The 16,256-nt window shown below is 61.5% G+C and carries 15 protein-coding genes and 1 other RNA gene; 1 reads left to right on the plus strand and 15 read right to left on the minus strand.

The annotated features are described in order from the left end of the window. Positions 1 to 3: 3 nt before the first annotated feature. From KY494_RS13360 to rnpB, 5 genes are all read right to left on the minus strand, one after another. On the minus strand, positions 4 to 1,782 hold the full coding sequence (locus KY494_RS13360) for a penicillin-binding protein 2 (RefSeq protein WP_131689269.1): 1,779 nt from the start codon (positions 1,780 to 1,782) through the stop codon (positions 4 to 6). Then, positions 1,782 to 2,051 carry a cell division protein FtsL gene (gene ftsL / locus KY494_RS13365; protein ID WP_034748894.1) on the minus strand — a complete coding sequence of 90 codons (270 nt, stop codon included), beginning with the start codon at positions 2,049 to 2,051 and terminating at the stop codon, positions 1,782 to 1,784. Before ftsL ends, KY494_RS13360 begins: the two co-directional genes overlap by 1 nt. Beyond that, positions 2,048 to 3,019, minus strand: a complete 972-nt coding sequence (gene rsmH, locus KY494_RS13370; protein WP_219891252.1) for a 16S rRNA (cytosine(1402)-N(4))-methyltransferase RsmH — start codon at positions 3,017 to 3,019, stop codon at positions 2,048 to 2,050. The genes ftsL and rsmH overlap by 4 nt, the downstream gene beginning before the upstream one ends. Positions 3,020 to 3,028: 9 nt before the next feature. After that, positions 3,029 to 3,457 (minus strand): division/cell wall cluster transcriptional repressor MraZ, encoded by a 429-nt coding sequence (mraZ, locus tag KY494_RS13375; RefSeq protein ID WP_219135091.1) that lies wholly within the window; start codon positions 3,455 to 3,457, stop codon positions 3,029 to 3,031. Positions 3,458 to 4,117: 660 nt separating this feature from the next. Further along, an RNA gene (rnpB, locus tag KY494_RS13380) (RNase P RNA component class A) lies at positions 4,118 to 4,479 on the minus strand. A gap of 225 nt (positions 4,480 to 4,704) precedes the next feature. Between rnpB and KY494_RS13385 the strand changes: the two genes are divergently transcribed. Continuing rightward, positions 4,705 to 6,408, plus strand: coding sequence for a thiamine pyrophosphate-binding protein (locus tag KY494_RS13385; protein ID WP_219891253.1), 1,704 nt, complete (start codon positions 4,705 to 4,707; stop codon positions 6,406 to 6,408). A gap of 73 nt (positions 6,409 to 6,481) precedes the next feature. On the opposite strand, the gene KY494_RS13390 is transcribed toward KY494_RS13385, so the two are convergent. The 10 genes from KY494_RS13390 to KY494_RS13435 all read right to left on the minus strand — a co-directional run bounded on the left by KY494_RS13390 (position 6,482) and on the right by KY494_RS13435 (position 16,138). Continuing rightward, positions 6,482 to 7,009, minus strand: coding sequence for a hypothetical protein (locus KY494_RS13390; RefSeq protein ID WP_219891254.1), 528 nt, complete (start codon positions 7,007 to 7,009; stop codon positions 6,482 to 6,484). Between the two features lie 150 nt (positions 7,010 to 7,159). Continuing rightward, on the minus strand, positions 7,160 to 8,257 hold the full coding sequence (locus KY494_RS13395) for a porin (RefSeq protein WP_219891255.1): 1,098 nt from the start codon (positions 8,255 to 8,257) through the stop codon (positions 7,160 to 7,162). Between the two features lie 974 nt (positions 8,258 to 9,231). Continuing rightward, the gene (locus KY494_RS13400; RefSeq protein ID WP_219891256.1) at positions 9,232 to 9,669 is read right to left on the minus strand and encodes a nuclear transport factor 2 family protein; all 438 of its coding nucleotides are present in this window, start codon (positions 9,667 to 9,669) and stop codon (positions 9,232 to 9,234) included. Further along, complete coding sequence (locus tag KY494_RS13405; RefSeq protein WP_219135085.1) at positions 9,666 to 10,433, minus strand: SDR family oxidoreductase; 768 nt, start codon at positions 10,431 to 10,433, stop codon at positions 9,666 to 9,668. The genes KY494_RS13400 and KY494_RS13405 overlap by 4 nt, the downstream gene beginning before the upstream one ends. Further along, on the minus strand, positions 10,430 to 10,993 hold the full coding sequence (locus tag KY494_RS13410; RefSeq protein ID WP_219891257.1) for a DUF3833 domain-containing protein: 564 nt from the start codon (positions 10,991 to 10,993) through the stop codon (positions 10,430 to 10,432). Before KY494_RS13410 ends, KY494_RS13405 begins: the two co-directional genes overlap by 4 nt. Beyond that, entirely contained in the window at positions 10,981 to 12,261 is a 1,281-nt protein-coding gene (locus KY494_RS13415; protein ID WP_219891258.1) for an MFS transporter, read from the minus strand. The genes KY494_RS13410 and KY494_RS13415 overlap by 13 nt, the downstream gene beginning before the upstream one ends. After that, positions 12,258 to 12,806: a chalcone isomerase family protein gene (locus tag KY494_RS13420; RefSeq protein ID WP_219891259.1), complete on the minus strand. Its 549-nt coding sequence runs from the start codon at positions 12,804 to 12,806 to the stop codon at positions 12,258 to 12,260. Before KY494_RS13420 ends, KY494_RS13415 begins: the two co-directional genes overlap by 4 nt. A 2-nt stretch (positions 12,807 to 12,808) precedes the next feature. Further along, the gene (locus KY494_RS13425; protein WP_374197292.1) at positions 12,809 to 14,041 is read right to left on the minus strand and encodes a class I SAM-dependent methyltransferase; all 1,233 of its coding nucleotides are present in this window, start codon (positions 14,039 to 14,041) and stop codon (positions 12,809 to 12,811) included. Next, a complete protein-coding gene (locus KY494_RS13430) occupies positions 14,038 to 14,835 on the minus strand; it encodes a DUF1365 domain-containing protein (RefSeq protein ID WP_219891260.1) in 798 nt (265 codons plus the stop codon). The genes KY494_RS13425 and KY494_RS13430 overlap by 4 nt, the downstream gene beginning before the upstream one ends. Next, on the minus strand, positions 14,825 to 16,138 hold the full coding sequence (locus tag KY494_RS13435; protein ID WP_219891261.1) for an NAD(P)/FAD-dependent oxidoreductase: 1,314 nt from the start codon (positions 16,136 to 16,138) through the stop codon (positions 14,825 to 14,827). The genes KY494_RS13430 and KY494_RS13435 overlap by 11 nt, the downstream gene beginning before the upstream one ends. Positions 16,139 to 16,256 lie beyond the last annotated feature (118 nt).

Here is a 16,256-nt window from a genome sequence, read left to right on the forward strand (position 1 = left end):
ACTTCACATGGCCTCCGGGCCGGCATTGGCCGGGACCACGATTTCGGTAACGGAGGAATCGGGCGGTACGTTCATCGCGCGCAGCGCGTTGGTCGCAATCGCCGCGAAAGCGGGAGCGGCAACCTGGCCGCCATAGTGGGCCGGGCCGGTCGGTTCATCGATCATCACGGCAATGATGAAGCGCGGCGCCGACATCGGCACCATGCCCACGAAAGAGCCGATGTATTTGCGCGGCATCGCATAGCGGCCGTTTTCCACTTTATAAGCGGTACCCGTCTTGCCGCCCACGCGGTAGCCGGCGACCTGGGCGCGCTTGGCCGAGCCGTGCGCGCCGGAGACCACCAGTTCCAGCATGGCGCGCATTTCGGCGGCCGTCTTCGGCTTGATCACCTGCTGGCCCACGGGCAGCTCATTGACCTTCTGGAATGACAGGGGGATCGTGTCGCCATCACGCGCGAACATCATGTAGGAGCGCGCCAGCTGGATCAGCGACACGGAAATGCCGTTACCGTAGCTCATGGTGGCCTGCTCCACCGGGCGCCACGATTTATACGGACGCACGCGGCCGGCCACGGCGCCGGGGAAGCCCCATTTCGGCTGCTGGCCGAAGCCCACCTTGGTAAACATTTCCCACATTTCCTGCGACGGCATGCCCAGCGCGATTTTCGAGGTGCCGATGTTCGACGACATCTCGATGATTTCGGAGACACTGATCACGCCGTGCGGCTTGGTGTCGGTAATGGTGCGGTCGGCGATGGTGTAGCGGCCCGGGCCCGTGTCGATCAGGGTGGTCGGCTTGACCCGGCCCGTGTCGAGCGCCAGCGAGACGGTGATCGGCTTCAGGGTCGAACCGGGTTCAAAGGTGTCGGTCATGACGCGGTTGCGCAGCTGCTGGCCCGTGAGCTTGCGGCGGTCGTTCGGGTCGTAGCTCGGGTAGTTGGCCAGGGCCAGCACTTCGCCCGTGTGCACGTCGAGCACCACGGCGCCGCCGGCCTTGGCATTGAATTTTTCCACCGCTTCCTTCAACTGCGTGAAGGCGATGTACTGGATCTTGCTGTCGACGGACAGGGTCAGGTCCTTGCCGTCATGCGGTTCGTGGATGAAGCCGATGTCTTCGACGATGTGGCCCAGGCGGTCCTTGATCACGCGGCGGCTGCCGGTGGTGCCGACGAGGGTTTTCTGCTGCGCCAGTTCCATGCTTTCCTGGCCCACGTCTTCCACGTTGGTAAAGCCCACCACGTGGGTCATCACTTCGCCCTGTGGATAGAAGCGCTTGTATTCCTTGCGCTCGTCGATGCCATCGATGCCCAGCTTGGAGATCTTGTCGGCCACGTCCATCTCGACCTGGCGTTTCAGGTAAACGAAGCTGCGGTCCGAATCGAGCTTCTTGCGCAATTCGTTGACGTTCATTTCCAGCAGGCCGGCCAGCGCGTTGATTTTCTCGGGCGACGCCTGCAGCACGTCGTCGGGAATGGCCCAGATGGCTTTCACGGGCACGGACGATGCCAGCACCTGGCCGTTGCGGTCGGTGATCTTGCCGCGCGTGGCCGGCAGTTCCAGCGTGCGCTCGTAGCGCGCCTTGCCCTGCTTTTGCAAAAACTGCGTCGACACGCCCTGCAGCCACAGGGCGCGCGCGCCCAGGCCGGCGAAAGCGAAGAACAGCAGGAACAGCACGACGCGCGAACGCCAGACGGGCAGACGCACTGCCAGAACAGGGTTCTTCGAGAATGGCACGCCTTTCGATGCCGCCACCCGGCCGTTGCTGTTACCGCCCAACTTCATTATTCGCCCTCCGTCAGGTATTGCGTACGCGCCGCCGTCAGCGGCGTCATGCTCAGGTCGCGCCGTGCGATCGATTCGATGCGTTCATGCTTGCCCAAAGTGGACTGATCCAGCTGCAGCTGCGCCCAGTCGATGTCGAGCTGGCGCGACAGCGCTTGCGCGCGCTCCAGGTCGATCAGCAGGTGGCGCGACTGGTACTGCGCGTTCACCAGCGACAGGCCGCAGCACACCAGCAGCGCCGACAGCACGACACACAGCTTGCCAGTCATCGGACGCCGCCACTGACTGGAATGGGCAAACGCTGCGCCACGCGCATCACGGCCGAACGCGAACGCGGGTTGCCCTCGATTTCGGCATCGGACGGCTTCATCTTCAATATCAGCTTCATTTCCGGCTGCGGCAAGTCGACCGCGCGGATCGGCAGACGGCGGTCAGGCTGCTCCACGTTCGCCTTCGAGGCGAAGAAGCGCTTGACCATGCGGTCTTCCAGCGAATGAAAACTGATCACGGCCATGCGCGCGCCGGGCGCCAGGCAGGCATACGCCTGGTTCAGACCGATCTCGAGATCCTCGAGCTCTTTGTTAATGAAAATGCGGATTGCCTGAAAGGTGCGGGTAGCGGGGTCCTTACCCTTCTCGCGGGTCTTGACGGCGCCTGCCACGATGCCGGCAAGCTGTCGTGTGCTTGAAATTGGCTGGACTGCCCGGCCAGCAACAATCGCCTTTGCAATCTGAAAAGCAAACCGTTCTTCCCCATAATCGCGTATCACTTTCTCTAAATTCTGCTCGGTTTCCACCGCCAGCCATTCGGCCGCGGAGATGCCGCGCGTCGTATCCATGCGCATGTCCAGCGGTCCGTCGTTGCGGAAGCTGAAACCGCGCGCCGCGTCGTCGACCTGCGGCGACGAGATGCCCAGGTCGAGCAAGATGCCGTCCACCTGCTGCACGCCACGCGCGGCCAGGCTGGCCGTCATGGTGGCAAAGCTGTCATGGACAATTTCAAAGCGGGGGTCGCCGATCTGTTCGGCCGTGGCGATGGCTTGCAAATCCTTGTCGAAGCCGATCAGGCGCGCATCAGCGGCCAGGCGCGACAAAATCAATCGGCTATGCCCGCCGCGGCCAAACGTGCCATCGACGTAAATACCGTGCGCGCGGTCGCCCGACAGGTCGAGCGCATCGACCGCTTCATCGAGCAGCACCGTGCGATGCTGAAATTCCGGCACCGTGAGTTGTGTCATTACGGAGCCTTAGAAAGAAAAATTGGAAAGTACATCGGGGGTGCCGGCATCGATCGCCTGCTGTTCTTTGTCGGCCAACCTGGCGGCATCCCATATTTCAAAGTGGCTGCCCATGCCGATCATCATGACTTCGCGCGACAGCCCCACGGCGTTGCGCAATTCGGGCGAGATCAGCACGCGGCCGGCCGAGTCCAGCTCGACGTCGACGGCGTTGCCGAGGAAGATGCGCTGCCAGGCGCGCGCCGACATGGGCCAGGCGGCGATTTGCTGGCGGTGGCTTTCCCACACGGGACGGGGGAAAAACAGCAGGCAGCCATCGGGGTGCTTGGTCAGGGTCAGACGGCCTTCGCATTGAATCGCCAGCGCGTCACGGTGCTTGGCAGGGATAGACATCCTGCCTTTGGCATCGAGATTGATTGCGGACGCGCCTTGAAACACGGAAGACCTTTTTTGAGCTTGGGTTGCGACGCTTGCGCATCATGATGAAAAGGGGAAATTTCCCACAAAAACACACTTTTTCACACAGTTGCCCACTTTAGAGTAAGCAAAGATAGTGGTCAAGCGGTTTCCGATTGGCAAAACAGGAATTTTATTAATGAAATTAAGGACTTAGCGCATATCGTTGAAGCAGTCTCAAATAAAAATATATCGATAAATTAGATACTTATGAAAGATAGTGAATGTGCTACCTCATATGCACACATGTGTTTTCCTACCGTAAACATCGAAAAAGACGAAATGTAAAAATTGAATTTTTTACAGTTAGTTGACACATGACAATACTTTCGCTATCCAGGCACAACAGCAAGCAGCCACAGCAAAAGACTTGGTTTAAGGCAAAAAAATGGCGCCCTTGCCGCGTACCGGCCCTGTTTTCAGGGGTTGGCCTGATGCGGGTCAACTATTTTTGCAATGCAGCAATTAATTGGATCGAAGAAACTTTAACCAATTGTCCACTTTAGTTGTATATACAACTTTATCTTGAGTGCACTATTTTTAGAAACAAAAAAAGCCCCTTCGCGGGGGCTTTTTGGCGGCGCGCAGCAAGCAAACCGCTGCGGCCGATACACTCCCCGGCAGACCAGGGAGCACGAATTCAAGTGAAGCAGGCCGGTAGGCCGGATTTTGTTACGGCGCCTTCCCTTGCAGGTTGGCGCTATGACAGTCATTCCTCTAGGCGCCAGATTACTCGGGCGCTCAAGCTTTCTACCCGCACGCTCCGCGAGCAGCATCATCGCGTGCCTATTTGAAATTGCACCAGGTGGAGGTTACCGCGTTTCACCGTAACTTAATACGCTCGTCTCTGTGGCCCTATTCCTCGCCTTATACTCCCCCGGCATACAAGTACGCCGGGTCGGCTTTCAGCGGACGGCCGTTAACCGTCACCCCGCTCTATGGAGTCCGGACCTTCCTCCCGCCAGCGCATTGCTGCGCCGGCCAGCGACTGTCTGGCCTGCTTCACCCGCCATTGTACCGCGCCGCAGCATGTTTCTGCAAAAAGGCCTGTGCCGGAACGACACCGCTCGCCGGGCCCCGGCCCGGGGGATTGTGTAATTCGGTGTCGCCATTTCAAAAGCCGGGCCAAATCGGCTCACATAGAATGAGGCAAGCTGCTTGCATGCGAGCGCATGCGCACCGCTTGCCCGATTTTCTTTGCCACCCCACTAGAATATAAAGAGCCGAACATGACGCAACAATCCCGTACCGGCGGCCAGATCCTGGTCGATGCCCTGCAGATCCATGGTGTCGACACCGCTTTTGGCGTGCCTGGCGAAAGCTACCTGGACGTGCTCGACGCCCTGCACGATTCGGGCATCCGCTTCATCATCAACCGCCAGGAAGGCGGCGCCGCCTTCATGGCCGAAGCCTACGGCAAGCTGACGGGCAAGCCGGGCATCTGCTTCGTCACGCGCGGACCGGGTGCCACCAACGCCTCGATCGGCGTGCACACGGCCTACCAGGATTCCACGCCGATGATCCTGTTCATCGGCCAGGTGGGCAATGATTTCGTCGACCGCGAAGCGTTCCAGGAAATCGACTACCGCCGCATGTACGGCCAGATGGCCAAGTGGGTGGCGCAGATCGACCGCGCCGAGCGCATCCCCGAATACCTGGCGCGCGCCTTCCAGGTCGCCACCAGCGGGCGCCCCGGCCCTGTCGTGCTGGCCTTGCCGGAAGACATGCTCATTTCCATGGCGACTGTCGCCGACACGCGCGCCTACCAGAGCGTGCAGGCATCGCCATCAGCACAGCAACTGCTGCAATTGCGCGCCATGCTGGCCGAGGCGCAGCGTCCGCTGGTCTTGCTGGGCGGCACCACCTGGACGCCGCAGGCGTGCGCCGACCTGCAGCAGTTCGCGGAAAGCAACCACCTGCCCGTCGCCTGCGCTTTCCGCTTCCAGGACTTGCTCGACAATGCCCACCCCAACTACATCGGCGACGTGGGCATCGGCATCAACCCGAAACTGGCCGCGCGCGTGAAAAATGCCGACCTGGTCATCGCCATCGGCCCGCGCCTCGGTGAAATGACGACGGGCGGCTATACCCTGTTCGACTCGCCCGTGCCGCGCCAGCGCCTGGTGCACATCCATACGGACGCCGAGGAGCTGGGCAGCGTTTACCAGGCCGAACTGATGATCAACAGCGGCATGCCGCAGGTCTGCGCCATGCTGGCCGCCATGCCCCCCGTCGACGCTTCCGCATGGAAACATACGCCGGGCGAAGCCAAGGCCGAGCTGGCCGCCTACCAGGAGCGCCCGCCCATCTTCCAGGATGGCCAGGCAGCGCTGGACCTGTGGCAAGTGACGCAGGAGATCATGGCGCAGGCCCCCCTTGATACCATCGTGACGAACGGCGCCGGCAATTACGCCTCGTGGGCGCACCGTTTTTATCGCTACGGCGGCATGCGCACGCAACTGGCGCCGACGAACGGCGCCATGGGCTACGGCGTACCGTCCGGCGTGGCGGCGAAGATCGTGCATCCGGAGCGCACCGTCATTACCTTTGCCGGCGATGGCGAATACATGATGAATGGCCAGGAACTGGCCACCGCCGTGCAATACCAGGCGGGCGTGGTCATCATCGTCTTCAATAACCAGATGTTCGGCACCATCCGCATGCACCAGGAACGCGATTACCCGGGCCGCGTGTCGGGCACGACCCTGCACAACCCGGATTTTGCGGCGCTGGCGCAGGCGTATGGCGCGCACGGCGAAGTGGTGACTACGACAGAAGAGTTCGCTCCCGCCCTGCAGCGGGCGCTGGCGCACGCCAGGGCGCACAACTTGCCGGCCTTGATCGAGCTGCGCTATGACGGCAACCTGATCACGCCGAACGCGACGCTCGCCACCATCCGCGCCACGGCGGAAAAGGCGCAGGCGGCCAAATAAGCCCGTTTCAGCGCTAAAAACAACAAAGGCCCGGTCGATACCGGGCCTTTTTCTTTTTGACAGCGGCAATCGCTCAGGCAGCGGGTACTGGCGCGCTTTCCTCGGCAGGCGTTTCCGGCACCGGCGGGCATGGCGTGCAATTTTTCAAGGGACGGCCGAAATCGCGCACGCGGCTCAGTTTCATCGGCATGCGCACATTGCCGCCGCAGTAATCGCCTTCCAGGGTCAGGGTTTGCCCGTCTTTGGAAAACTTGCCGACGATGGTGCGCTCTTCGCTGTCGGCGCCGGCGATGGTGAAATCGAAGGCGCCCGTGGCGGCGTCCAGGTTGACGTCATTGGCGACGATAGGCCAGCTCAGGGCGCCCGCCGTGAATTCGTAGATGACGGAGTCGGCCTCGGCAAAGCGGTGCAGGGTCACGCGCTGGCCGCCGATTTCGCCGCTATCCTTTTGCAGGCACAGGTCCGAGTAGACGGCCACGCCGTAGCGCTCCAGTCCGGCCGGCTTCTTGCCCTTGGCGGCGGCGACAGCGGTGCCCGTGGCACCGGCAAGCAGCAGCGCGGCCAGCATGACAGCCAGGCGCGGCGAGGTGAATGAATACATGGCATTCCTTTACTTGAGTAACAACGGCATTATAACTGGCGCCGCCCATGCAAAAACGCGCCGCCAGGCCGAAGCCAGACAGCGCGTTTCTTTGCTTGCAGCATCCCCGAAGGGATGCCTCAGCGGTACTAAGCTTCGCTTGCGCGAATATTAGAACGAGTGACGAACACCAACGTTGAAGGCTTTGTCGCCCGTACCAACATTGCTGTTGTTACCAACGGTGTAGCCAGCGTTGTTTTTGTTCTTGATTTTAGCGTACGAAGCGTAGGTGCTGGTGCGCTTCGACAGAGCGTACGAGTAGCCCACTGCCCATTGATCAGCATCAGCGTTCGTACGAGCTTTGTCGTTCGTGCGGATGAACGAAGCCATCACGGTGCCAGCTGGGCCAACAGGTACGGTTGCGCCAACCAGGATGTTGTTGCTGTCGTTGCTGTAAGCAGCGGTGTTGTAGTTGAACGAGTTGACAGTCGAGAACGTGCCGTCAGCGTTTTCCTTGGCGTTGTTAGCTACAGCGCTGTTGTTACCTTTGTTGGAACCATATGCGATGTAAGCTTTAGCAACTGCGAAGTCGTAGTTAGCTGCAGCCAACCAGTTACGTGCGCTACCAGCTTCGGTGTTTGCGGTGTCGTTGCTGGTGGTGTTGTAAGCCACACGTGCGTTCAGAGGACCGTTCGAGTAGCCAACCGACGCGCCGATTTGACGACCGATTTTGTTCGATTCAGCTTTTTCGCCGAAGGTGTAAGCAACGTCAGCGTCAAAACCGTTGAAGTTTGGCGAGGTGTACAGCACGGTGTTGCTGGTGCGGGTCAGTGCTTTCGATGGGAACAGGTTCTTGGCGGAACCAGCGTAGCCCACTGCGAATGGATCAGCAACTTTCGACAGGGTGTTGTACCAAGGCGTGTATTGACGACCCAGGGTCAGCGTACCAGCCGTTTTGCTGCTCAGACCGATGTACGATTGACGATTGAAGATCGAACCAGCTTTGTCTTGCGTACCGTTGTCAACGCCAAAGCCCGATTCCAGAACGAACAGTGCCGACAGGCCGCTGCCCAGATCTTCGGTGCCTTTGAAGCCGATACGGGAAGCCGAAGCAACGCCGCTGTCCAGCTTGTTAACATTGCCGTTAACGCCGCCGCGCTCGCTGACGAAACCAGCGTCAACGGTACCGTAGATAACAACGCTCGATTGAGCTTGGGCTACGCCGGTGGCTGCTGCCAGGACTGCCAGGGTGATCAGAGTTTTTTTCATTGCGATTTCCTTTAATTTTTGAAGCAAAAAGTAATACAGCCTATGCATCTCGAGCTGCGCTCTAGCAGAGCGCTTTTTATGAGTGTGGGCAAGGTCTCCACCTGCCACATTGCTGTTCCGGTCAGAGGAACATTCATATCGGTATCGGCACGCTATTGCACCGATAAGCTTGAAGGCTGCATAACGACCGTCATTCGTGCGCCGGTTCGGTGCTCAAACGGCACCGGAAGCGGCACTATAACGACCGTTTCACATTCCATCAAGTTCCAACATGTTACTTCCGGTACCAGGCCGGGGGCTTTTTCAGGCATCCCGACCATCGCCAACCGTACTACGCGACAGAGCCAGTGCCCCTTGCCAACCAATGCATGGGCCTGATTGACCATTCCATCATAGCGCATGGCTTGCCGGTACCCGTTGTATTAGTGCAACAGTATCAGGCGAGTGATTAAAACGTCAACATGCTTTACCCATCATTTGCCCTCCAAGACTTACGCGACAAAGCACGCAATTTGTCAGGCGATAATGGATAAACGGAACGAAGCATACACGGCATCGCCGATGTTTGCTGCCAGATGCCCAAAAACGGGAAATAATGCGCCCTGTTTTGGTGCGTTGCCGCATTATTCAGGGGCGTAGACGCCAATTCGCGCGTCGGCGTACGCGTCCAAAAAATGGCCAGAGTGATAATGAAATTACTGACTTTCCGGTAATTTAAATTGCTCACATATAAATGTTTTCCATGTTTACCAGCGCCTGCGCCAGCTACCCGCCAAGAACGCATGAGGACGACTCTTGCTTGCAAATTTCGCATCAATTGAAACAATTTCTTACAATGTTGCCTTCTCAATATTTTGACAAATTTGTGTCAAAAAAACGACACATTGATCGCGATCAAGTTTTTCCCAGCCCGATTTCACACAATTTACTTTTTCTTTTTTTGATTTTTTGCTTAAGAGCATCAAGAAACAAGCTTAACGCTGGCTTGCGCGTCGGAGCATGCGCATGAAACCGCCCAGCAAAGGCAACTTTTCATACAATTCTTCCGCGGCGTCCCAATAATCGCGGTGCAAGACCACCCGTCCCTGCGCATCGAAGCGCACATGGGTGGCGCCACGAATACATTGTTCGCCAGATACCAGACGTTTCATGCGGAAATGAAACTCCCACGTCAGGAAGGCTTGCGTCCCCTGCCCCAGGCTTTCCAGCACGACAAACCGCGGCGCATCGACTTGCACGAACATGTGCTCGAAGATGGCCAGGATGGCGGCATGCCCCTGCACCTCGTTGAACGGGTCCTTGAAATGGGCGTCCGGCGCGTACACGGCGCCCAGCTGCGCCAGGCTTTCGATGCGCAGGTGCTCGTAAAACGCCACCAGGCGCACCAGCGGGTCGTCCATGCTTGCGTTCATAGTCCCGTCACCTTGCGGATCAGCCAGAAATAGGCGCGGTACGGCAACAGCCGCGCCAGGCGCAGGGTATTCGTGAAGCGCTTGGGAAAGTGGATGTGGAACTGGCCCCGCTCGATGCCGTCGAGCATGGCGGCGGCAGCGTCGTGCGCCGTCATCAGGGCAGGCATGGTGAAATCATTGTCCGCCGTCAGCGGCGTGGCGACGAAGCCGGGATTGATTTGATACACATCAATGCCACGCCCATGCAAATCCAGGTACAGCGACTCCGTCAGGTTGATCAGCGCCGCCTTGCTGGCACCATACGCGAGCGCCTTGGGCAAGCCGCCATAACCGGCCACCGAGGCGACGATGCCGATGCCGCCGCTGCCCTGGCGTAACAGCCACGGCAAGGCCTGCTCCAGGCAATTGAAGACGCCACCCACATTCAGGGCCAGCAAGCCCTGGGCCGCCTCAAGGTCAAAGCTATCGGCGCGCATGGCCTGATAGCCGCCGGCGACCACCAGTATCAGGTCGATATGCGTCCACTGCTGCTGCAATTGCGCGCAGACGGCCCGCAGCTGCGCAGGCTCGGTGATATCGAGCGGCAAGGCCTGTGCCAGCGGCCGCCCCTGGCACAACAGCTCCAGGCTGGCGCGATGACGGGCCGACAAGGCCACGCACGCGCCCTGCTCCAGCAGCAAGGTGGCGCAGGCGGCGCCGATGCCGCTGGAAGCGCCGATGACCCACACGCGCTTGCCAGCCCAGCTGCTGATCTTGCGATTCATGGGGCCGCCTTTGATGGACGCTTGCTGAACGATAAAGTGACGGCGCCCAGGCTGAAGCCGAATTTGCTCATGGCGGCGCGGTTGAGCATGACCTTGTCATCCATCAGGAACATCCAGTCCTCGAAATCGACGTGGTAAACCGTGCCATCGACGGGCAGCGCCAGCACGTATTGCCAGCGCAGCGCATTGCCGGCCACTTCGCCGATGGCCTCGCCGACCACGTCGGGCGCCGTGCCGATGAAGCGCCCGGGCGCCGTCTTGCGCAGGGTCCACACACGGCGTTGTTTGCTGCCGTCCGAATACGTAAAATCCTCGTCCAGGATGCCCGTCTCGCCCACCCAGCTGGCCCGCATCACCACCGTGAAGCGTTTCACGACCTTGCCCGAGCGGTCCTGGAAGATGCCATGGGCGTCGAGCGTGCCGTTGAAGTACTGTTGCAGATCCAGTACGGGCAATTCCTGCGCGTACGTGGCCGGTGTGGGCGGCGTGGAACAGGCGGCCAGCGCCAGCAGCAAGGCGGCGGCCGTCATGCCGCGCCGGCAGTGTTTCATGAGGTGCATGGTCGATTCTCCAGGTGGTCGCTATATATATGTTGTAGAGGCGCACGCCACAGCAGCAGCGCCGCCAGCAGTTTCAAGGCGCAGGGCAGCAAGGCGTAAGCGGCGGACAGGGCCGGCAAGCCTTTGCTGCTGCCCGGCACATAGCCGAGCCAGGCCAGCAGGGGCAAGGCGATGCCGGCCGCCAGCGCCAGGCTCATTTGCACGCCCCAGTTCCACCAGCCGAAATATGCCGCTTCGTGCCGCCCGGCATGGCCGGCCGCGCCGATCAGCCCTGCCAGCAAGGCCGGCGGCAAGGCCAGGTCGGCGCCCAGTGCCAGGCCCGACAGCAGGCAGATGGTGGCAAAGCCCCCGGCGGCGCCCGCGCCCAGGCCATACGCCCAGACAAACACGGTCGCGGCCAGCAGCATGGCGCCGCCCCAGGCACGCGCTTCGCCAAAGCGGCGCGCCAGCGCCACCCACACGGGCATCGAGGCGGCCGCCGCGCAAAAGTAGACGATCAGGAACGGCCCCGCGTAATGGCCCAGACCCAAATAATCGCCGGCAAAGAACAGGAACAGGGTGGCGGGGATGGCGGCGGCCACGCCATTGACGAGCAAGACGGCAAACAGCCAGCGAAACGCGCGCTGGCGCAACGGGACTTTCCAACCGCGGTCGGCGACCGCGTCCCCGGCGCTGCGCAAGGCGGGACGCGGCGCGCGCGCCAGCAACAGCGCGCCCGTCGCCAGCAGGCAGACGGCGAAGGCCAGCGACAAGCCGTCATAGCCGAGCACGGAGGTCAGTCCCGCCGCCAGGATCACGCCGAGCAAGCCGCAGCCTTCGCGCACGGCCGCCACGCGCGCCCGCTGCGTGGGCGCATGGCTCAAGGCCGCGCCCCAGCTCTGGTGCGCGATGCCGGCCAGGCCATAGGCGGTGTAGACGAGCAGCAAGGCGGCCAGGAACCACGCCAAGGTGGCCCCATGCGACAGGGACGGCGGATGGAACAGGGCGCCAAAGCCCAGCAGCAGCAACGGCAGCGCGGCGCCGACATACGCGGCATAGCTGCGCCCGCCGCGCGCCATCCAGGCACCGAGGGCCGGATCGATGAAGGCGGCGGCGATGCGGGCCGCCAGCAGCACGGCGCCGATTTGCGCCAGATCAAGGCTGCTGCGCTGCGCATAAAACGGCGCCACATAGATATAGATGGGCAGCGCCAGCATGGCCAGCGGCAAGCCGAACAAGCCATAACTGAACAGGGCCGGCAAGGTCAAAGCGCTGGCCCCGCTACTCATGGCAGTGGCGCCGCGCTCTGCAGCAGGGCCGCGCGCAGCGTCGGCGCCGTCGACCCGGGCGACAGCCAGATGGCGAAAAAGGCGCGTGCGAAGTCGCCATCGCTCACGTCGGCCAGCACCTTGCCATCGAGATAAAAGCGCACGCCGGGCGCGATGCCGGCCCGGTAGGCGCCCGCGATGCGCTGGTCTTCCTTGACGTCAGGAAAGATGCGCTGCATGGTGGCCAGCCACGCCAGGCGCTGCTCCGGCGTGCCGGCGCCAATTTTCTGCATCTGTTCATAACTGGCCTCGGCGATCTTCTTGCCGTCGAGCCCACGCGCGTAGCGCAATTCCAGCACGAAAGGCGCCGTAGCCGACGCCGCGCCCTGGTAACCGTTCGCGCCCACCCACAGTTGTGCCCGATAAATACGCATGCCGAACCACGTATAGTCGCCCTCCCCCGCCAGGCGGGCTTCAGGCACGTCGGCAGCAATAAAGGCAGGCGGCGCGGCCGCGGCGCCCAACATGGTCAAGGACAGCACAACAGTGGCAAGCAGGCGGCGCATGGTCACTCCTTGATCAGGGTAAATTGCATCACATCCGTGTTGTGCGCCTGGAAGGCGGCCTCGCAATACGCGAGGTAAAACTCCCAGGTCAGCAGGAAACGGCCATCGAAACCCTGCTTTTCCAGCGCCGTGCGCCGGGCCAGGAAACTGGCGCGCCACTGGCGCAGGGTTTCCGCGTAATCGAGGCCAAAGCTGAAGGCGTCCACCACGCGCAAGCCCTGCGCCTCGGCGGCGCGGCGAAATTCCATTGGCGAAGGCAACATGCCGCCCGGGAAGATGTACTGTTGAATGAAATCCGTACTCTTGCTGTAGCGCTCGAACAATGCGTCGGCGATGACGATGGTCTGGATGCAGGCGCGTCCGCCCCGCTTCAGGTTGCGCGCCACGCATTCGAAATAGCCGGGCCAGTAGCTTTGTCCCACGGCTTCGAACATCTCGATCGAGGCGATGGCGTCGTACTGGCCATGGCTGTCGCGGTAGTCGCACAGTTGCAGATCGGCCTGCTGAGCCAGCCCCGCGTCCTGCAGGCGCTGGCGTGCATAGGCCAGCTGTTCGGTCGACAAGGTCAGGCCCGTCACATGGGCGCCGTGGTCGCGCGCCACCGTTTCCGCAAAGCCGCCCCAGCCGCAGCCGATTTCCAGCACGCGCTGACCCGGCTGCAGTTGCAGCTGATCGGCGATGCGGCGGTATTTCGCACCTTGCGCCTGCTCCAGGCTGGCGCCTTCGGTAAACAGGGCGCTCGAATACGTCATCGACGGGTCCAGCCACAGCTGATAAAAGGCGTTGCCGATGTCGTAATGGGCGTGGATATTTTTCTTGCTGCCGGCGCGCGAATTGCGATTGAGCAAATGCCGCACCTTGTACAGCAGGTTGCCCCACCAGTTGCCGTAGATCAGGGACTCGACCTGCGCACGGTTGCGTATCATCAATTCGATCAAGCCCGGCAAATTGTCCGTGCGCCAGTCGCCGGCGATAAACGTTTCCGCAAAGCCGATATCGCCCGAGCGCAACACGGCCGCACACAGGCGCCAGTTGTGCAAGTCCAGGGTGACGGGCTGGCCGCCATCACCGTACAGCAAGATACTGCCGTCAGGCGTGCGCAGGCGCAGGGCGCCATATTGCAATTTTTCCAGCAGACGCACGATCATGCGCGCGGCGGCGGGCATGTCCAGATGCGCGGGGGGACATGCGCTGCTGCGCGCCTGCAAGCCGGTCGGCAGGGATTCGGAGCTCATCGGGACACCTTTTCTTGTGGGGGGTGGGGTTTGCTGAAAAACGGCACGCGGCGCAGCCACAGGCGCAAGGCTTGCCAATGGATGCGCGCCATCACGCCAAACGTCATCAGGGGATAGCGCAGCAAGGCCCAGGCGATGGCGCCATCGCGCAGCGGCCGCGCCGTGCCGGACAAGCTCGTCTGCAAAATAGGACCGTCGAGGTCGTCGTAATCGACGCGGGCCAGGTGGCGCTCGCCATCCTTGTCGTGGTTGCGCAGGAAACGAAAACGATAATTGCCTTCCACCTTGCAAAACGGCGACACATGGAAAATCTTACTGGCGCGCAACTCGCTGCCATACGCGATGGCGCCGCCCTGCTCGAGCAAGTACAGGTGGCGCTCGCCAAAGGTATTGCGCACGTCGCAGACCACGGCGCGCAGCGCGCCATCCGGGCGATGGCAAAACCAGAAGCTGACAGGGTTGAAGACATAGCCGAACAGGCGCGGCATGGTTTGCAGCCAGACTTCACCGCCCGCATCCAACACGCCATGCTGGCGCAGCAAGCCATCGATCCACTCCAGCAGCGGCGTCGCGCCATCGCCATGGTCGCTGTCGCGGAAGGACAGCACGTTGGCGCCATTGCGCGAGATCAGGCGAGCGGGAAAATCCTGCCTCCCCATGCTGCGCAAGGGCAGGCGCAGATAAAACATGCCGTAAGCAAAGGCATGCGCACGCGGACGCAGCCGCGCATGGCGCACCCGTCCCAGGCACAGCTGGGGCTGCGACGGCACGGGCGGCGATGGATCACGCGGCATGGCCGAGCTCCTCCGACGCCATGCCGTTCAGCGCTTGCGCCACCGCCAGGCCCGACTTCAAGCCGTCTTCATGAAAGCCGTAGCCCGTCCAGGCGCCCGCGAACCACGTGTGCTGCGCGCCCTGGAAGCCGGCCAGGCGCGCCTGGGCGGCAATGGCCGCGCCATCGAACACGGGGTGCGCGTAGGAAAACTCGTCGATGACCTTGGCCGGATCGGGCTCGTCGAGCGGATTGAGCGAGACGATGACGGGCGTGCTGAAGGGCAAAGGCTGCAACTGGTTCAGCAAGTAATGCACGCATACCTGCGGCGCCTCGCCTTCCTCCACTGCCGGCCGGCCCTGGTAATTCCAGGCCGACCAGGCGCGGCGGTGCTGCGGCAGGCAGGACGCATCCGTGTGCAGCACAGCGCGATTGGGCTGGTAGCGCACGGCTTCGAGCACGCAGCGCTCGTCGTCGCGGATATCTCCCAGCAAGGCCAGCGACTGGTCGCTGTGGCAAGCGAGCACGACGTGATCGACATGCTCGACGCCGGCGGCCGTGTGCAGCTCGACCATGCGCGCGCCGCCGTGCGGCTGGCGACGCACGGCCAGCACGGGGCAAGCCAGGCGCCGCTGCGGGATGCCGTCCAGCAGTTTTTCCACGTACACGCGGGAACCGCCGCGCACCGTGCGCCATTGCGGCCGGTTGCTCACTTGCAGCAAACCATGGTTGTGGCAGAAACGGATGAAGGTAGCCAGCGGAAAGGCCAGCATCTGGCGCGCCGGGCACGACCAGATGCAGGCGGCCATCGGCAGCAGGTACCAGTGGCGGAACTCGGCGCCGTAGCCATGCAGGTCGAGAAACTCGCCCAGCGACATGGCCGGCGCCGGCAAGCTGGCCGTGGCCAGGGCGCTGGCTTGCCGGTTGAAACGCACGATATCGCGCAGCATGCGCAGGAAGGCCGGGCGCAGCAGATTGCTGCGCTGGGTGAACACGGTATCGAAATTGGCGCCCGCCCATTCCAGCACGCGGTCATTCGCGGCAGTGCCCAGCGGCATCTTCACGGAAAACGACATATCGCTGTCGGCCGCCTCGACACCGAGTTCGTCAAACAGTTGCACCAGGTTCGGGTAGGTGGCATGGTTAAACACGAGAAAACCCGTGTCGACGCCATGCATGACGCCATCGAGCGTGACATCCACCGTATGGCTGTGACCGCCAAAATAGTCGCCCGCCTCGTACAAGGTGACGTCCTGGCCCGCTTGCGCCAAGCCATAGGCACACGACAAACCGGCAATTCCCGCTCCGACGACAGCAATTTTCATAACAGTATCCGTATCAAGTTTGTCCAGGACAAATCAAATAATCGATTAAATATTGATTTATGTCAATGAGGACGCGAGCCGCTCATAAACTTATACGCAGGCAATTTCCAATCGGATT

The sequence above is a fragment of the Janthinobacterium sp. PAMC25594 genome (assembly GCF_019443505.1).
In the GTDB taxonomy this organism is placed as follows: Bacteria; Pseudomonadota; Gammaproteobacteria; order Burkholderiales; family Burkholderiaceae_D; genus Janthinobacterium.